General features: G+C 37.3%; 16 protein-coding genes and 1 other annotated feature. Of the genes, 12 read left to right on the top strand and 4 right to left on the bottom strand.

The features are described from left to right. The first annotated feature begins 239 nt into the window (after nucleotides 1–239). The 4 genes from rplK (at nucleotide 240) to rplL (ending at nucleotide 2,759) form a co-directional block, all read left to right on the top strand. On the top strand, nucleotides 240–662 hold the full coding sequence (gene rplK / locus HZ311_RS05485; protein WP_010734282.1) for a 50S ribosomal protein L11: 423 nt from the start codon (nucleotides 240–242) through the stop codon (nucleotides 660–662). Nucleotides 663–763: 101 nt separating this feature from the next. After that, on the top strand, nucleotides 764–1,453 hold the full coding sequence (rplA, locus tag HZ311_RS05480) for a 50S ribosomal protein L1 (protein WP_010734283.1): 690 nt from the start codon (nucleotides 764–766) through the stop codon (nucleotides 1,451–1,453). 79 nt (nucleotides 1,454–1,532) lie between these two features. Further along, nucleotides 1,533–1,658 (top strand) — a sequence feature (ribosomal protein L10 leader region). 170 nt (nucleotides 1,659–1,828) lie between these two features. After that, nucleotides 1,829–2,332, top strand: coding sequence for a 50S ribosomal protein L10 (gene rplJ, locus HZ311_RS05475; protein WP_010734284.1), 504 nt, complete (start codon nucleotides 1,829–1,831; stop codon nucleotides 2,330–2,332). Nucleotides 2,333–2,390: 58 nt separating this feature from the next. Continuing rightward, entirely contained in the window at nucleotides 2,391–2,759 is a 369-nt protein-coding gene (gene rplL, locus HZ311_RS05470; protein ID WP_010734285.1) for a 50S ribosomal protein L7/L12, read from the top strand. 334 nt (nucleotides 2,760–3,093) lie between these two features. Here rplL and HZ311_RS05465 read toward each other — a convergent pair whose 3' ends face one another. Next, a complete protein-coding gene (locus HZ311_RS05465; RefSeq protein WP_010734286.1) occupies nucleotides 3,094–3,351 on the bottom strand; it encodes a hypothetical protein in 258 nt (85 codons plus the stop codon). 560 nt (nucleotides 3,352–3,911) lie between these two features. On the opposite strand from HZ311_RS05465, the gene HZ311_RS05460 reads away from it, so the two are divergent. The 7 genes from HZ311_RS05460 to HZ311_RS05430 all read left to right on the top strand — a co-directional run bounded on the left by HZ311_RS05460 (nucleotide 3,912) and on the right by HZ311_RS05430 (nucleotide 10,186). After that, nucleotides 3,912–4,106: a hypothetical protein gene (locus HZ311_RS05460; RefSeq protein WP_010734287.1), complete on the top strand. Its 195-nt coding sequence runs from the start codon at nucleotides 3,912–3,914 to the stop codon at nucleotides 4,104–4,106. A gap of 123 nt (nucleotides 4,107–4,229) precedes the next feature. Then, nucleotides 4,230–4,580 (top strand): hypothetical protein, encoded by a 351-nt coding sequence (locus HZ311_RS05455; RefSeq protein ID WP_010734288.1) that lies wholly within the window; start codon nucleotides 4,230–4,232, stop codon nucleotides 4,578–4,580. Nucleotides 4,581–5,194: 614 nt separating this feature from the next. Continuing rightward, nucleotides 5,195–5,872, top strand: coding sequence for a TVP38/TMEM64 family protein (locus HZ311_RS05450; protein ID WP_137072846.1), 678 nt, complete (start codon nucleotides 5,195–5,197; stop codon nucleotides 5,870–5,872). A gap of 80 nt (nucleotides 5,873–5,952) precedes the next feature. Continuing rightward, nucleotides 5,953–7,167, top strand: coding sequence for an MFS transporter (locus tag HZ311_RS05445; protein ID WP_023520343.1), 1,215 nt, complete (start codon nucleotides 5,953–5,955; stop codon nucleotides 7,165–7,167). A 218-nt stretch (nucleotides 7,168–7,385) separates the two neighbouring features. After that, entirely contained in the window at nucleotides 7,386–8,087 is a 702-nt protein-coding gene (nagB, locus tag HZ311_RS05440; RefSeq protein ID WP_137072844.1) for a glucosamine-6-phosphate deaminase, read from the top strand. Between the two features lie 141 nt (nucleotides 8,088–8,228). Continuing rightward, a complete protein-coding gene (locus HZ311_RS05435) occupies nucleotides 8,229–8,942 on the top strand; it encodes an MgtC/SapB family protein (RefSeq protein WP_010734293.1) in 714 nt (237 codons plus the stop codon). 107 nt (nucleotides 8,943–9,049) lie between these two features. After that, nucleotides 9,050–10,186 carry an AI-2E family transporter gene (locus HZ311_RS05430; protein WP_010734294.1) on the top strand — a complete coding sequence of 379 codons (1,137 nt, stop codon included), beginning with the start codon at nucleotides 9,050–9,052 and terminating at the stop codon, nucleotides 10,184–10,186. 63 nt (nucleotides 10,187–10,249) lie between these two features. Here HZ311_RS05430 and HZ311_RS05425 read toward each other — a convergent pair whose 3' ends face one another. From HZ311_RS05425 to HZ311_RS05415, 3 genes are all read right to left on the bottom strand, one after another. Further along, nucleotides 10,250–12,037, bottom strand: coding sequence for a glycoside hydrolase family 35 protein (locus tag HZ311_RS05425; protein WP_023520341.1), 1,788 nt, complete (start codon nucleotides 12,035–12,037; stop codon nucleotides 10,250–10,252). Between the two features lie 12 nt (nucleotides 12,038–12,049). Further along, entirely contained in the window at nucleotides 12,050–13,213 is a 1,164-nt protein-coding gene (locus HZ311_RS05420) for a glycoside hydrolase family 88 protein (protein WP_153830520.1), read from the bottom strand. Between the two features lie 267 nt (nucleotides 13,214–13,480). Then, nucleotides 13,481–14,188 carry a GntR family transcriptional regulator gene (locus tag HZ311_RS05415; protein ID WP_023520339.1) on the bottom strand — a complete coding sequence of 236 codons (708 nt, stop codon included), beginning with the start codon at nucleotides 14,186–14,188 and terminating at the stop codon, nucleotides 13,481–13,483. A gap of 216 nt (nucleotides 14,189–14,404) precedes the next feature. On the opposite strand from HZ311_RS05415, the gene HZ311_RS05410 reads away from it, so the two are divergent. After that, a complete protein-coding gene (locus tag HZ311_RS05410; RefSeq protein WP_010734298.1) occupies nucleotides 14,405–15,328 on the top strand; it encodes a PTS mannose/fructose/sorbose transporter subunit IIAB in 924 nt (307 codons plus the stop codon). Nucleotides 15,329–15,343 lie beyond the last annotated feature (15 nt).

The raw sequence follows: 15,343 nt of genomic DNA, 5'->3' as shown, positions 1-15,343 counted from the left end.
ATAAGCGATTTATAAAGAGATTTCTTCACGTTTTAACCAGATATTTAGCTTTTTTTTGGATAAAGGTGAAAATAATCAGAAAAAATTGTTGAAAAAAGAGAAAAATTTGCTATACTGTATCAGTGTGCATTCGTTATGTACATGATATGTCAATTGGTTTTAAGATCAACTGACAATACGTGGGAGGAGAAATATGCATCTCCAATTAACCACATCACGGACTTAAGGAGGTATGTCTCGTGGCAAAGAAAGTAGAAAAAATCGTTAAATTGCAAATTCCTGCAGGTAAAGCAACTCCAGCTCCCCCAGTAGGTCCTGCACTAGGTCAAGCGGGTATCAATATCATGGGATTCACAAAAGAATTCAATGCTCGTACAGCTGATCAAGCAGGTTTGATCATTCCAGTTGTGATTTCTGTATACGAAGACCGTTCATTCACATTCGTTACAAAAACACCACCAGCTGCAGTATTATTGAAAAAAGCAGCGAAAATCGAAAAAGGTTCAGGCGAACCAAACAAAAATAAAGTTGCTAAAGTTTCTAGCGATCAAGTAAAAGAAATCGCTGAATTAAAAATGGAAGACCTAAACGCAGCTAACGTTGAAGCAGCAATGCGCATGGTTGAAGGAACTGCACGAAGCATGGGGATCACTGTAGAATAATCTACACCCTAAGAAAGTAGCTTCTCAGTTGGCCCTGTATTGAAAGGTATAGGACACGTGGGAGGTACAACCGTTATAACCACAATCAAGGAGGAACCAAAATGGCTAAAAAGAGCAAAAAAATGCAAGAAGCATTGAAAAAAGTGGATTCAAGTAAAGTTTATTCTGTCGCTGAAGCAGTAGCATTAGCGAAAGAAACAAACATTGCAAAATTTGATGCAACAGTTGAAGTTGCATACCGTCTAAACGTAGACCCTAAAAAAGCAGACCAACAAATTCGTGGAGCTGTTGTATTACCAAACGGAACTGGTAAAACACAAACTGTTTTAGTATTTGCTAAAGGAGACAAAGCAAAAGAAGCTGAAGCAGCTGGTGCAGACTTCGTTGGTGACGACGACATGGTTCAAAAAATCCAAAACGGATGGTTTGACTTTGACGTAGTTGTTGCAACACCTGACATGATGGCTACTGTTGGTCGTCTAGGACGTGTATTAGGACCTAAAGGCTTAATGCCAAACCCTAAAACTGGTACTGTAACAATGGACGTAACAAAAGCAATCAACGAAGTAAAAGCTGGTAAAGTAACTTACCGCGTTGACAAAGCTGGAAACATCCACGTACCAATCGGTAAAGTTTCTTTCGACAACGAAAAATTAGTTGAAAACTTTGCTGCGATCCATGATGTATTAGTGAAAGCTAAACCATCTGCAGCTAAAGGTCAATACATGAAAAACATTACTGTAACAACAACATTTGGACCTGGTATCCATGTAGACCAAGCTTCTTTCTAATCCAACGATTAGAACGTTGATTGATCCAACTGAAAAATAATTCTTGACTCAACTAGTTTAGCGTGCTAAGCTAGTTGAGGTTAATAATTAACTTGTACCGAAGACAGTAGGTGGCGTAGCCTTAATTTCCTACCGAGGACGTTTATTGAATATATTCAATAGTCCCTCTATGTCTACGGTGGCATAGAGTTTTTTGTTGTGAATCACTAAGAACGAAGAGATTAGATGATGAACAATACTCATTGAGTTGAGCGAAAGGAGTCTCCTTTCGAGCGCAAGCGAGTAGAATCACTAAGAACGCAGTGATTAGATGATGAACAAACGATTCAGTCGTAAAAAACTCTTCCATCAAAATTCAGGAGGTGAAACTCAAAAATGAGTGAAGCAATTATCGCAAAAAAAGCAGCAATCGTTGACGAAGTAAGTGCAAAATTTACTGAAGCAGCTTCTGTAGTCGTAGTTGACTACCGTGGATTAACTGTTGATGAAGTAACTCGCTTACGTAAACAACTTCGTGAAGCTAACGTTGAAATGAAAGTTATCAAAAACTCAATCCTTTCACGTGCAGCGAAAAAAGCCGGCCTAGAAGGCATGGACGAAGTTTTCACTGGCCCTACAGCCGTTGCATTCAGTAACGAAGATGTAGTAGCACCAGCGAAAATCATGGACGAATTTGCTAAAGAAGCAAAAGCATTAGAAATCAAAGGCGGTATTATCGAAGGTAAAGTATCTACATTGGAAGAAATCACAGCATTGGCAAAATTGCCAAACCGCGAAGGACTTCTATCTATGTTGCTATCTGTACTACAAGCGCCAGTCCGCAACGTGGCTTACGCTGTCAAAGCAGTCGCAGACAAAGAAGATGGAGATGCAGCTTAATCGCCGCATAGCATAAACAATAAATAAAAAAAGAACATTTAAAATGGAGGAAACAAAAATGGCATTGAACATTGAAAACATCGTTGCTGAGTTAAAAGAAGCAACTATCCTAGAACTTAACGACCTAGTTAAAGCTATTGAAGAAGAATTTGGCGTATCTGCTGCTGCTCCTGTAGCTGCAGTTGCTGCTGGTGGCGGTGCTGCTGCTGAAGAACAAACTGAATTCACTGTAGAATTAACTGCAGCTGGAGACCAAAAAGTTAAAGTTATCAAAGCAGTTCGTGAAGCAACTGGCTTAGGCTTGAAAGAAGCTAAAGCTGTAGTTGATGGCGCTCCTGCACCAGTTAAAGAAGGCGTTTCTAAAGAAGAAGCTGAAGAATTAAAAGCTAAACTTGAAGAAGTTGGCGCTTCTGTAACAGTTAAATAATTTTATTGATTTTTGATTGGCTAAAAACCTTATTGATTAAGGTTTTTAGCCTTTTTTTGTTTTTTGAAATGCTTTTTATTTCTAGTTCTAAACCGTAGCAACACAAGTAAAAACATAAAAACCATTTGACCATGAGGAGTTGCAGAAAAGAAAGGTGTTCATCAAGTATATTACTAAAACTTATTCGTAATTAGATATAGTTGGCGATAGATGACGGTAGCTAAAAGGAATTTGGGTACGTGTACAATCTTCTTGTAACTCAACTATTATCCAGACTCGTTCTGGTCGTTTTTTTGTATAAAAAAAACGACTCAAAATGAGTCGTTTAAACAGATTATTGTAATAGATCATTAATTTCTTTAAATTCTTTATCAAGTTCTTTTTCATCATATTTTTCGTATTTATCAGCTTCATGAAGAATTTTTTTGATTTCATGAATCGCCTTACGTTCAACTAACCATTTTTTTAGGTTGTGTTTTTTTTCTGGATTTTCAGATAACGTATCAAGTTCATTTAATTCTTTATCCAGTTTATTGACTGTAGCAACAATTTTGTCTAAAGCTTTTTCTTCTTTGTGTTCTAAATCTGACATTTATCTTCACGTCCTTTTTATTTGATAATTTAAGTATAGGACGTTGCCATAAATTCTTCAAAATAAAACCCTTATATATGCTTATTTGCATAAAGGAGTAGAAGAACTCAACAATTGATAGTTTATCCCCTCCATAGGATTATTTGATTGAAAAAGTGGTGGGTTTTTGAGCTATACTTTGGTGGAGTAACTAAAAATGATAGTAATTTTCATTAAAGCACAGAAACTATTAGTAATATTAAAAGCTTGATATTAAAGCGGTTGAAGTGAATAGAAGTCATCAATAATTATAAAATTATAATACAGGTAAAAGCTTATGCGCTAACCATCTTCGGATGGCATTTTTTATAACATATATAATTAAAACGAATAGAAAGCCTTGTTTTTATAGACTATAATTATGTTGTGGTGCATGATCTTCTATCCAACTTTTAGGACAAAAGGCTTGTTGTTGCAACCCTCAATTAGTCTCACCAGAGCTTCTGTGTTTTCTGCCACTTTTTCTCAGCTGCTTGAAAGAGTAGCCTTTACATAAATAATTTAACAAAGAAGGTATAGTTATGTATTATGTAGAAGTCCAAACGCGAGGAGTAAAAAATAAACAGTATGTTAAAACGGTACGCCATAATTATCCATTATTAGGATCATGGGAAGAGGCTGAACCATTTTCAAAAGAATGTGCATTGCAAATAAAGTCAATATTAGAACAAGAATTAACTTGTGGAAAAGCAAATATCACTATCATAGAAAAGTGAAAATGATTGAAACTTTAATCAGACAAAGCAATAGAAGGACAACACATGCTTAATTTTATAAAGGTTATCAGTGAGAAAGTGTGGATAGATAGACTTTAAAAATATATGTAAGAAGGGATAGGCATGACATATGAAGTTAAAGTCAGTAAAGAAATTCTGAATATATTTTCTGAGAATCAATCAAAAAGGTATCAAGAAATAATCTTATATAAAGTGAATGAGTATTTGACACACAACTTTTATCGAATCAAACTTGTTGTTACACCTGTAAAACAATCAATTTATGAAATGAAAATCCGCTTAGGAAAAGAAAATTTTCGAATTGCTTTTATGATAGAGGATAAGAAGGTACAAGTTTTTTATATTAGTCGAACGTTAAAAAAAGAATTATTTGATAAAGAAGTAAATAGATTTGTCCATCGATTCAATAAAAATCACAGAATTACTAAGTCTATGAAGAAAGTAGAGGCATAGTAAAATGAACATGATTTGTAAAAAGCAATTAAAGCAATTTTTGAAAAGAAAATTTAAATCGAAGGATTGTTTTAAGTTAAAAATTCTTACGTTCAAAAAAGATCGCTATTTACTTATCAGTTATGATCAAGAACGATATACAATAGTTGAAGAGGGATTCGAAAAGAGTAAGTATGAATTCGACTCTTCAGATGAAGCAATAAAAGCAGTGATGAAAATGGCAAATATTGAATTTAAACGTAGCTATAGACTTCATGTACAATAAATCCTCTGATGTAAAGTCTGATGAATCGAAAAAATCCTCTTACGATGTAGAAAGAAATAGGAAATATTAATAAATGAAAAATTAGAAAGCCAGATATTAAAGCCACCAAGGTAAACTAAAAGCAGTGAATTATTGCAAAATAAAAGTAATTAAATCTTTTCTATTCATGATTATGAACCGAAACTTTAACATGAGTAGTTCCGGTATTTTTTGAGCGAATTGTATTGCCTTCAGCATGTTTAGAATAATAGTGATTGAAAGTCTGGTATTTTAAGTATCACGTTTGTTCTGTTTCCTCATCTAATGATACACTAACAGTGAGTAAGTCTGAGGAGGAGAAGAAGTCGCTATGAAAAAGCAATATATACGTAATACACTGATTGGTTTAGGATTACTGCTGATTTTGTTTGTTGGCTATCAACTTTATTTAGAGTATCGACCAGATATCCACTTATTGCTAGATCCACGGGCAAGTCGCAAAGAATGGATGCGAGAAATTCGTTCACACGGAGTATCTGCTGCGTTTATTTTGACGTTATTGATCGGTTTGATGTGTGCGGTGCCAGGTATTCCTACTTCTGTGATCGGTGTGGTCGTCGGCCTAAGTTATGGTCCATTTCTAGGAACAGTTATCAATGTAACAGGCAATGCACTTGGAAATATCTTATCGATCGTTTTGATGCAACATTTATCCTTTATGGATCATAGTAAAAAAGAGAATCGTTGGGTCAAAGCAATACGTCGGATGAAGCATCCAAAAATAGGAGTCATGATCGGCTATATGGTACCGGTGATTCCGTCTTCTGTCGTGAACTTTGCCGCAACCTCCTTAAATCTTTCGGTTCGTGAGTTATTATTATCGATCCTTATCGGCGTAGTGCCATCTTCCCTTTTATATGCGTGTGGCGGAGAAGCATTGTTTCATGGGGAACATATAAAAGCACTTGTTTTGGTCGCTAGTGTGTTAGTTTTAACAGTATTGGTGGTCATTATCTATCGAGATCGAAGAAAACATTTAGTTAAATAACTTTATTTATTTTATTTGAGCCTCCCTGTTTTCAATTATTCTAAGAAGTTGTAAACTAAGAAAGGAAATGGGGGAATCCGATGGAAATGAATAAGCAAACACCGCTTTCGAAATCATTGATTTTATTATTAGCGATCACCTGTGGAGTAGTCGTCGCAAATATGTATTATATCCAACCAATTGGCACAAAAGTAGCGGCAAATTTATCAGTCAATACGAGTGCTGTGGGTTTGTTGACGATGCTGACTCAGTTAGGCTATGCATTAGGATTATTATTTTTAGTTCCATTAGGGGATGTTGTCGATCGACCTAAATTGATCATTCGCATGGCGGGATTATCTGCACTATCCTTATTAGCAGCCTTTTTCGCACCAAACTTTGCTCTATTTGCAGTTGCTTCTTTCTTGATTGGTCTACTATCGATCGTTCCGCAAATCATTATTCCTTACGGCGCCGTACTTGCAGGACCAGCAGCGCGAGGAAAAACCATGGGGATCTTATTGAGTGGTTTACTAATGGGCATCTTGCTCTCTCGAACTGTTTCAGGACTTCTTGCCAGTTGGTTTTCTTGGCGTAGTGTTTACCTATTTGCCCTTTGCCTAGTTGGAGCGCTCACTGTGCTACTCTATTTAAAATTACCGAGAACACAAGGAACGTTGGAAAAAGAGTCAACAGTCTCTTATCTTGCTTCACTAAAAAGCTTACCGAAACTCGTCAAAGAGCAACGATTGTTGCGTGAAGCTGCAATCAATGGCTTTTTTATGTTTGGAACGTTTTCGCTTTTTTGGTCAACGCTGATCTTTTATATCAGTAGTCCAGCCTATGGTTGGGGAACTTTTGAAGCAGGGATCTTGGCAATCTTTGGTTTGTCGGGAGCAGTAGCTGCGCCGATCGTGGGCCGCTTGGCGGATAGTTATTCAGAAAGAAGAATCGTTGGCATGGGCTTAGTGATGCAGACAATCAGTTTCCTAGCCTTATTCATTGCTGGTGATTATGTTGCTGTCCTATTAGTTGCAATCATTTTATTAGATGTTGGGAACCAGTTCGGGCAAGTAGCGAATCAAAGCAGAGTACAAGGTCTTGGCGAAGCAACAAGTAACCGCAACAACACGATTTTTATGTTTATGTACTTTATCGGTGGAGCAACAGGCTCTTTATTAGGCTCAATGATGTGGCAGCATTATGGTTGGGTAGGTGTGACTGTTACGGGACTGATTTTCCAATTGTGCGCGTTTATTTTTCAATACTATTTCTCTACTCGCAGAAAAAACATCCAACAATCACTAGATTCCTAAATAGGAATAAGGCTAGTACTATGAATTGACAAAAAAACTATGAAAGCCATTAGAGATGGATGACTTTTATAGTTTTTTTGATTCTGGAACTTTTAGTTACGTTTTGATGAAATCAATAATATTTTGATAATTATGGCATATTTGGTCTATACAGATATTGTTATTTTGAAATAAAGGTGCTATAATTGGGCTATACCAAAACAAAAGGAGTAATCGTTATGGAAATCATTCGTGTGAAAAATGCTGAAGAAGGCGGAAAAAAAGCTTTTGAGATAATTAAAAATGGAATGGAAAATGGTGCGAAAGTTCTAGGTTTAGCAACAGGGAGTACGCCAATCACTTTATATAAAGAAATGACTTCAAGCGACATGGATTTCAGTAACATGACTTCTGTTAACTTGGATGAGTATGTTGGATTAGGTGGCTCAGATGATCAAAGCTACCGCCATTTTATGAATGTTGAATTATTTGACAAGAAACCATTTAAAGAAACATTCGTACCTGATGGAAAAGCAGCTGATTTAGATCAAGCTTGTCAATCCTACGACCAAATCATTGAAGAACATCCAATCGATATCCAAATTTTAGGGATCGGTCAAAACGGTCACATCGGTTTTAATGAGCCTGGTGCTCCATTTGATGGAAAAACAAGTGTTGTCGATTTAACTGAATCAACAATCAATGCCAATAAACGTTTCTTTGATAAAGTGGAAGACGTCCCAACGAAAGCAGTTTCTATGGGAATCGGCTCAATTCTAAACGGTAAAAAAATCGTCTTGATGGCTTATGGCGAAAGTAAAGCAGAAGCAATCAATGGAATGATCAACGGACCTGTTACCACAGATATGCCAGCAAGTGCTTTGCAAAATCATGATGACGTGATAGTCATTGTTGATGAAGCAGCAACAAGCAAATTATAATAGAAAAGATTTCAGTCACTGGAGATCATCTGGTTTTTATCAGATGATCTGGCACAGTGGCTTTTTTTTAGGTCATAAAAAATAGTTATATTTTGTTTGTTTTTTTTAGTCGTGCTATATTTGATAGGAGGGGGGATATTCATGGAGGATATGGTTTTATCCATACCAGAAATTATTATACGATTGAGTATCGCATTGCTTTTTGGCGGAGCAATTGGTTTTGAGCGACAATATAAAAACCGTCCAGCAGGGATGCGTACACATATTTTGGTTTGTATGGGGGCTTGTATTATTGCCTTGATCCAAGTGGAAATTGCCAGTGGTGCGTTGAGAAATGCATTAGAGTATCCTGAATTAGTTGGGACCCTCCGTTCAGATGAAGCTCGCTTGATTGCACAAGTTGTCAGTGGCGTCGGCTTTTTAGGAGCAGGTACGATCATTGTTACGAAACAATCAGTGACTGGGTTAACGACCGCAGCCTCACTTTGGGCAATCGCAGGATTGGGTATTGCAATCGGAATGGGTTTTTATGCCATTGCACTCACTAGTTTCGTCGGTATTGTGTTTGCATTGACTGTAGTGAAGCGCATCATCCATGTACCAACAACGAAAAAATTAGTGATCCAATTTATTCATCGAAAAGAAACCAAGGATTTCTTGAATGATTATTTTGAAAAAAGAAACATTACGATCGAGGATGTCAATTTTGATGTAAAATTTGTGGATGATTACCGTATTTATAAAAATGTTTATACGATCGATTTACCAAAAGGATTGACGTATGCAGAAGTGATCGAAGAATTATCCACGTATAAAAATATTACTAACTTACATCTGGTTAGTTTATCTACCTAAGTAACCACTTTTTTTAAATAACAAGAAATAAAAGAAAAAATAGCGCTTTACCGATGAATAAATGATAAAATAAGAGTATCTGTAAGCATGAAATTTGGAGGATATCTATGTATTCAAGGTTCAAAGAGTCAAAATTGTTATTTTGGACAGTGGAATTAGTCTTAACGATTATTGGCGTTTTCTTTATTTTACGTATGCCAAATGTGTTTCACCCGATTTTAAGAATGGCATCTGCAATCATTATGCCGTTGATCATTGCTGGATTTTTCTATTACATGTTTAATCCAGTTGTCTTGTTTTTAGAAAAACATCGAGTACCACGCGTGTTGGGCTATCTATTGACATTGATCGTTTTATTAGTGATCGTCTTTTTGACCATCATGAACATCTTGCCTCAATTGGTTGATCAAGCAGTGCAATTAACCAGAAGTATCCCTGCATATGCAGACGAAACAAGTCGTTGGTTGACTGAGATCATGCAAAGAGAAGAGTTTCGTTCATTGAATCTAGAAGAACAGTTTGCGTCTGCCAACTTGTCGTTGAGCAACTTGTTCAATATCTTGTTGGTTAGTCTGACAGGGAGCGTTTCAAGAATTCTTTCTTTTATGATGCAATTCTTTATTTTATTGTTTACTGTCCCATTCATCTTATTATTTATGTTCAAAGATGGACATAAATTTATCGATGCGTTATCGCCTTTCTTTCCTCAAGCAATTCGAGGAGAATTACGCCAAACGGTCAGAGAGTTGAATGAAACACTATCTGCTTATATCAGTAGCACGATTGTGGATGCAGTGATCATTGGCGTGATGAGTTTTATTGCAATGACGATTTTCAAGCAGCCGTATAGTTTGTTGCTGGCAGTCGTTTGCGGAGTGACGAATATCATACCGTACGTTGGCCCTTTTATTGGTGCAGTACCAGCTATTATTGTCGGACTGTTTATTTCGCCATTTCAAGCACTCTACATGGCGTTATCCATTCTTGTTATCCAACAATTGGATGGCAATGTGATCAAGCCATTACTCTTCGGAAAAACAATGAACATTCATCCACTAACGATCATTTTAGTATTGATCGGTGCAGGAAGTGTTGCTGGCATCATGGGAATGTTGATCTGTATCCCTGTGTATGCGGTGATCAAAACATTAGTATTGAATATTCGTAAGATTTATTTATTGCGGAAGTTTGAACAAGTTCCAGCAGAAGAACAACCCAAGAAAATTGAATTAGAACATGAATAACTGTCAACGAAAAGAGACGAGGGTCATCAGATGATGACCCTCGTCTTTGTTTAGTTATCATTATCAAACACTTTGCTCAACTTTCGGTTCTGCGAGAAAATCTAAAGAGTGGATCTCGACGCCTTCTGTTTCGAAAATCACCACTTCATTTTCCCCTTTTTTAAGGAAATCTTTTGGACAATAAAGTGAATAGATCGGTCCACGATTCCAATAGCGGCCAAGGTTGATCCCATTGACAAAAATCACTCCTTTACCATAGTTGGAACAATCGATATACGTATCTATCGGCTCGGCTACATCAAATGATACGTGATAAAACGAAGGATGAGCTGGATTTTTGCCAGCTTGATAGTCGATCAGCTGAAGTTGCTCGGCTGATAGTGGCAAAGGATAATGTAGATAGCCTTGATGGAAATGGATATCTTGCATGATTCCGCCACGAATCCCTTTTGTTTGGGTCGGGTTATTCAATTTTGAGCCATAATTGACTCTTCCATGATTTTCTACTAGTACATCTAATTGGATTTCTTCATTTTCTGTCTTTCCTTGGATCATGAACTCTTCACCGATCGTTGTTTGGTCTTGCGTCAATTGATAGGTTTCGTCCACATAAACAGAAACTCGATCACTTGCTTCGATGATCCGCACTTTGTTTTCATGGTGATAGTTTTTCAATGCCAAAGAATATAAGACGTAACCATACCCATTACTGACTTGTTCCATCGTCATAGGATATGCGGTAGGTACCGCTTTTGCTAGTGTTTCTTTTGTGTTTAGTAAAGAAACGCTAGTATCAATTGGGTAACTACCAAGAGACTCTAATTGTTTTGTACGTGGTTCTGCTTGCCATACGTCGGGGCAAACTTCTTTGATTGCTTGTTGGACAGCATAATATTTTTCTGTAGGTTCACCCGTTTCAGTGAGTAACGCATCGTAGTCATAGCTTGTCAATTGTGGTAAATCGGTATTTCCACGTGCGGAACAGCCATTATAAAAACCAAAATTGGTGCCTCCATGGAACATGTACAGATTCAAAGAACCGACTTCTAACATATCTTTGACTTCATTCGCTAGGTCTTGAGCATCTCGTTTGATGATCGGCTCGCCCCAGCGATTAAACCAACCATCCCAATATTCCATACACATCAAGGGCCATTTTTTCCCATGTTTCTCAAAAAAGGTTTGCAAGACCGCACTATTCTCTTTAGAATGACTACCAAAATTACCAGTGACGAATACATCATCTTCAATCAGCGTTCCAGCATCCAATACTTCATTCCAAGCGCCATCGGAAGTAAATAGAGGAACAGTGATGCCGGCATTCTCTAGTAGTTGTTTCGTTTCACGTAGATACGCTTTTTCCATCCCATAAGAACCATATTCATTCTCGATTTGGATCATGATAACAGGGCCACCGTTTGAAATTTGTAAAGGGAGGATCTTGGGCAGTAAGACATCATAGTATTTTTTGACTTTTGTCATAAATCGTTCATCCGTCGACCGCAAACGAATACCTGGTTCTTTTAACAACCAAGCGGGTAGACCGCCAAACTCCCATTCTGCACAAATATATACAGAAGGGCGTAAAATAACCATCAAGCTAAGTTGTTGAGCAAGTGCAACAAAAGCAGTGAAATCATTCATTCCTTCGAAGTTGAATTGTCCTTCTTTGGGTTCATGGATATTCCAAGGGATATAGGTTTCGACAGTATTTGCGCCTAATGCTTTCAAGTTATATAAGCTATCTTCCCATTGCGATTGAGGAAGACGGAAATAGTGGATGGCGCCACTGATCAATTTAATTGGCTGCCCATCTAAAAGAAAGTCTTCTTTTATTTCAAAAGTTTGCATGTTGGTTTCTCCTTACCAATATTTTTTCCACGAGGGTTTTGCTAAACGCATCAGAGCTTCTAGATAGAAATAATCGCCCCAAAGATTAGGTTCATCGATTCCTTTACCTTCTGCATGGGCATATACGCCATGTAGTAATAGACCTTCATTATCAGGTTCGGACAAAGATGTGTAATGTTCGCCTAATTGGTAGAGCATTCCTTTCGCTAATTCTTCAGACTGAGGATACGCTTCCATATTTGCGGCTTCTAATAATCCACAGGCGGTGATCGCTAAGGCTGAACTATCTTTGTCAGAAGGATGTTCATCTGTGAAATCAAAATCCCAATAAGGAACAAGGTCTTCTGGCAAATGTGCCAAAAAGACATCCACGATTGCTTCATAATTTGTAGGTAAAGACGAAGTTTTTAAATAACTTTCATTTAAAGGAATCCCAAGAACAGCCCAACTTTGGCCACGTGCCCAAATCGACTCATCGCTATTTCCCTGATGTGTGGCACCGTGAGTTGGTGTACCGGTTGAAGGATCAAAATAATACGTATGGAAAGTTGTTGCGTTTTCTCTAACAACGGTACGTAACACTGTTTCGTAATGTTTCTTTGCTACTTCTCGATAATGATCATTACCTGAAATCTCAGAAGTTTGGAACAATAAAGGTAAGTTGATCAATGAATCGATGATCAAGCGATATTCTTTTGGATCGCCATACGCGCCCCAGGCTTGGATAAATTGTCCTTTTTCTTGAAAACGTGCAAGTAAGACATCTGCGGCTTGAAGCAATTCTTCTTTGCATAATAAGCTGTTGGTTAACCGATAGCCTGCACCAGCAGATAAACTATATAAGAAACCAATATCATGATGATCTAGCACGTGATGTGTGGTTAAACGCTCTTTGAAACTATGGATATTTTCCATGGCACGTACGAGAAATTTCTCTTTGCCAGTCCATTCATAAGCCAACCATAACATGCCAGTCCAAAAGCCATTCGTCCAGTCATCATTAGGTTTGATCCGATAGATCCCATTTGTTGCGCAAGCCGACGGAAAATCTAGACCGTAGCGTGTCATATTATGTTCGATTTTTTGGCAACACCAATCAATTTGCTTCGCTAGCCAGGCGCTATCGACAGACTGACTTATGGAAATAAGGGAATCTTTTGTTTGTTGTAATCCCATCATACCACTCCTCTTAATTTGTTAACATATTAACTTTAAACTAGTATAACCTAAATAATCAGAAAAAGCGAATGGCAAAATAAAAAAACAGAAAGATCGGAAAATAAATAACTTTATTTATTTTTTAAAGTAAGTAACTCCGATCATGGATAGATATATATAGTTAAGAAGGAATCCACAAAACGTTCAAAGAACGGTCTGATGGATTCCTTCTGGTTTTGCTTATTTAATTCAATGGGTGCGAAATTACGGCTATTACCGTTCTACTTATTCTGCTTCTACTTCGATTTTTGTTTTGAAATATTTCCAGTGCTTATAACTAATGATATATTCGGCTACGCTTCGATCGGCAAGAAAAGAATGCTTGACTTGTTTGACGACTGGTTCGCGAAAGCTTAACTTTAACAAGTTCAATAATTCTGGATCATCGGGAAAGACAATTTCATTCGTCTCAACAGATGAAAGAGAGAAGAGGTCGATCCCAAAATCTTTTCTCACTCTCTCGTAGATACTGGAGTATTGAGATAAGTCTTTACTAATAGGTTCCTTGACCAAACGTTTTGGCAGATGAGTGATATGCACAAGGAAAGGGATATCCTCAAAATATCGCACTCGTTTGATGCGATAATAAGAACCATTTTTTGGTAGTCCAAGTTCTTCTAAAATTTCAGGTTCTTGCGCTTCTTCTATCGAAACGACCTTGACCTTCTCTTTATCTAATGAATGTAATTCGATATCTGAGAATTTGACTGATTGAGAGACTTTTGATTTAGAAACAAAGGTCCCTTTCCCTTGGACGCGATAGAGATAGCCAGCGGTTGTAAGCTCATTCAATGCTTTAACGGCTGTGATCGAGCTGACAGAATATTTTTTCTTGATATCTGCTTCTGAGTAAAACTTATCTCCAGGAACAAATAAATGATTTTTGATTTCAGCTAATAATTCTTGCTTAATTTGTTCATATTTGGGAATCACCACATGAGACCTCCTTTTTTTGCGGTATTCAATTAATCTTACCATAACATGTTAACTTGTTTGTGGCAATGGATTAATTTTGGATCTAAATTTTTTAAGAAAAAATATAATATGTTAAGATGTTAGGTTTACGTTTGAGTTGATATGTGATATAGTGTACGTAATCAATAGCTAACATGTTAAGTAGCTTAGATGTTTATTTAAGGGGGAAGAGAGATGAGAAATATCTTATTGGTCAGTCATGGTAGCATGGCCGATGGAGTCAAAGCCAGTTTAGAGATGATCGTTGGCGTGCAAGAACATGTCCACACACTTTCTTTAAGACCAGATGGCGATAATTTACAATTTGAACATGAATTAACTGAGAAAATGAAAGCCCTTAACGGTTCGACCTTGATTATTGCAGATCTGCTAGGTGGGACACCATGTAACACAGCGCTAAAAAATTACCTAGAAGATGAAGAAGTTACAATTATTGCTGGGATGTCTTTACCTTTAGTCATGGAAGCGACCCTTAATCCACAAGCAACGATCGAGGCGTTGATCGATTTGGCACGCGGGGGTATCGTAGATGTCAAAAACAAGATGATCGCAACGGAAGCGGAAGAAACGCAAGCCGCAGAGGGAGATCTAGCACAATATAAGGAATTTAAAGGCAAAGCGAATATTGTCAATGTAAGGATTGATGAACGCTTGATTCATGGTCAAGTTGCAGGAATTTGGTCCACAAGTTTGAATACACAACGGATCATCGTGATCAATGATGAGGCAGCAATGGATTCTTTACAAAAATCTTCATTAAGAATGGCAGCGCCTACATCTATGCGGCTATCCGTTTTAACTGTTGCTGCGGCGGCAAAAAATGTTCAATCTGGCAAATATGGCAAGCAACGTATTTTTTTACTTTTTAAAAATCCAACAGATGTCTTGCGGTATTTAGAAGCGGGCGGTGAGCTGGCTGCAATTAATGTAGGAAACATGAGTCATAAAGAAGGTGCGAGAGAAATCACGAAAAGCATCAAGGTCATGAAAGAAGAAGAAGCAGTGTTTGAAGCAATCGCAGCCAAAGACATAAAAGTGACCGCTCAACTGGTACCAAATGATCCAGTCATCGATTTTATGGAAAAACTAAGAAAGTGATTTAGGAGGAAATAA

The sequence above is a fragment of the Enterococcus mundtii genome (assembly GCF_013394305.1).
Taxonomy (GTDB): domain Bacteria; phylum Bacillota; class Bacilli; order Lactobacillales; family Enterococcaceae; genus Enterococcus_B; species Enterococcus_B pernyi.
The sequence above is the reverse complement of the archived record's forward strand: the minus strand, read 5'-3'. Positions and strand labels throughout refer to the sequence as shown.

Coding starts and splice junctions, on each gene's coding strand:
- HZ311_RS05420 (WP_153830520.1), bottom strand. CDS start 13,213: ATGGGATTACAACAAACAAAAGATTCCCTTATTTCCATAAGTCAGTCT.
- HZ311_RS05450 (WP_137072846.1), top strand. CDS start 5,195: ATGAAAAAGCAATATATACGTAATACACTGATTGGTTTAGGATTACTG.
- HZ311_RS05435 (WP_010734293.1), top strand. CDS start 8,229: ATGGAGGATATGGTTTTATCCATACCAGAAATTATTATACGATTGAGT.
- rplA (WP_010734283.1), top strand. CDS start 764: ATGGCTAAAAAGAGCAAAAAAATGCAAGAAGCATTGAAAAAAGTGGAT.
- HZ311_RS05460 (WP_010734287.1), top strand. CDS start 3,912: ATGTATTATGTAGAAGTCCAAACGCGAGGAGTAAAAAATAAACAGTAT.
- rplJ (WP_010734284.1), top strand. CDS start 1,829: ATGAGTGAAGCAATTATCGCAAAAAAAGCAGCAATCGTTGACGAAGTA.
- HZ311_RS05430 (WP_010734294.1), top strand. CDS start 9,050: ATGTATTCAAGGTTCAAAGAGTCAAAATTGTTATTTTGGACAGTGGAA.
- HZ311_RS05465 (WP_010734286.1), bottom strand. CDS start 3,351: ATGTCAGATTTAGAACACAAAGAAGAAAAAGCTTTAGACAAAATTGTT.
- HZ311_RS05445 (WP_023520343.1), top strand. CDS start 5,953: ATGGAAATGAATAAGCAAACACCGCTTTCGAAATCATTGATTTTATTA.
- nagB (WP_137072844.1), top strand. CDS start 7,386: ATGGAAATCATTCGTGTGAAAAATGCTGAAGAAGGCGGAAAAAAAGCT.
- HZ311_RS05455 (WP_010734288.1), top strand. CDS start 4,230: ATGACATATGAAGTTAAAGTCAGTAAAGAAATTCTGAATATATTTTCT.
- HZ311_RS05425 (WP_023520341.1), bottom strand. CDS start 12,037: ATGCAAACTTTTGAAATAAAAGAAGACTTTCTTTTAGATGGGCAGCCA.
- rplL (WP_010734285.1), top strand. CDS start 2,391: ATGGCATTGAACATTGAAAACATCGTTGCTGAGTTAAAAGAAGCAACT.
- HZ311_RS05410 (WP_010734298.1), top strand. CDS start 14,405: ATGAGAAATATCTTATTGGTCAGTCATGGTAGCATGGCCGATGGAGTC.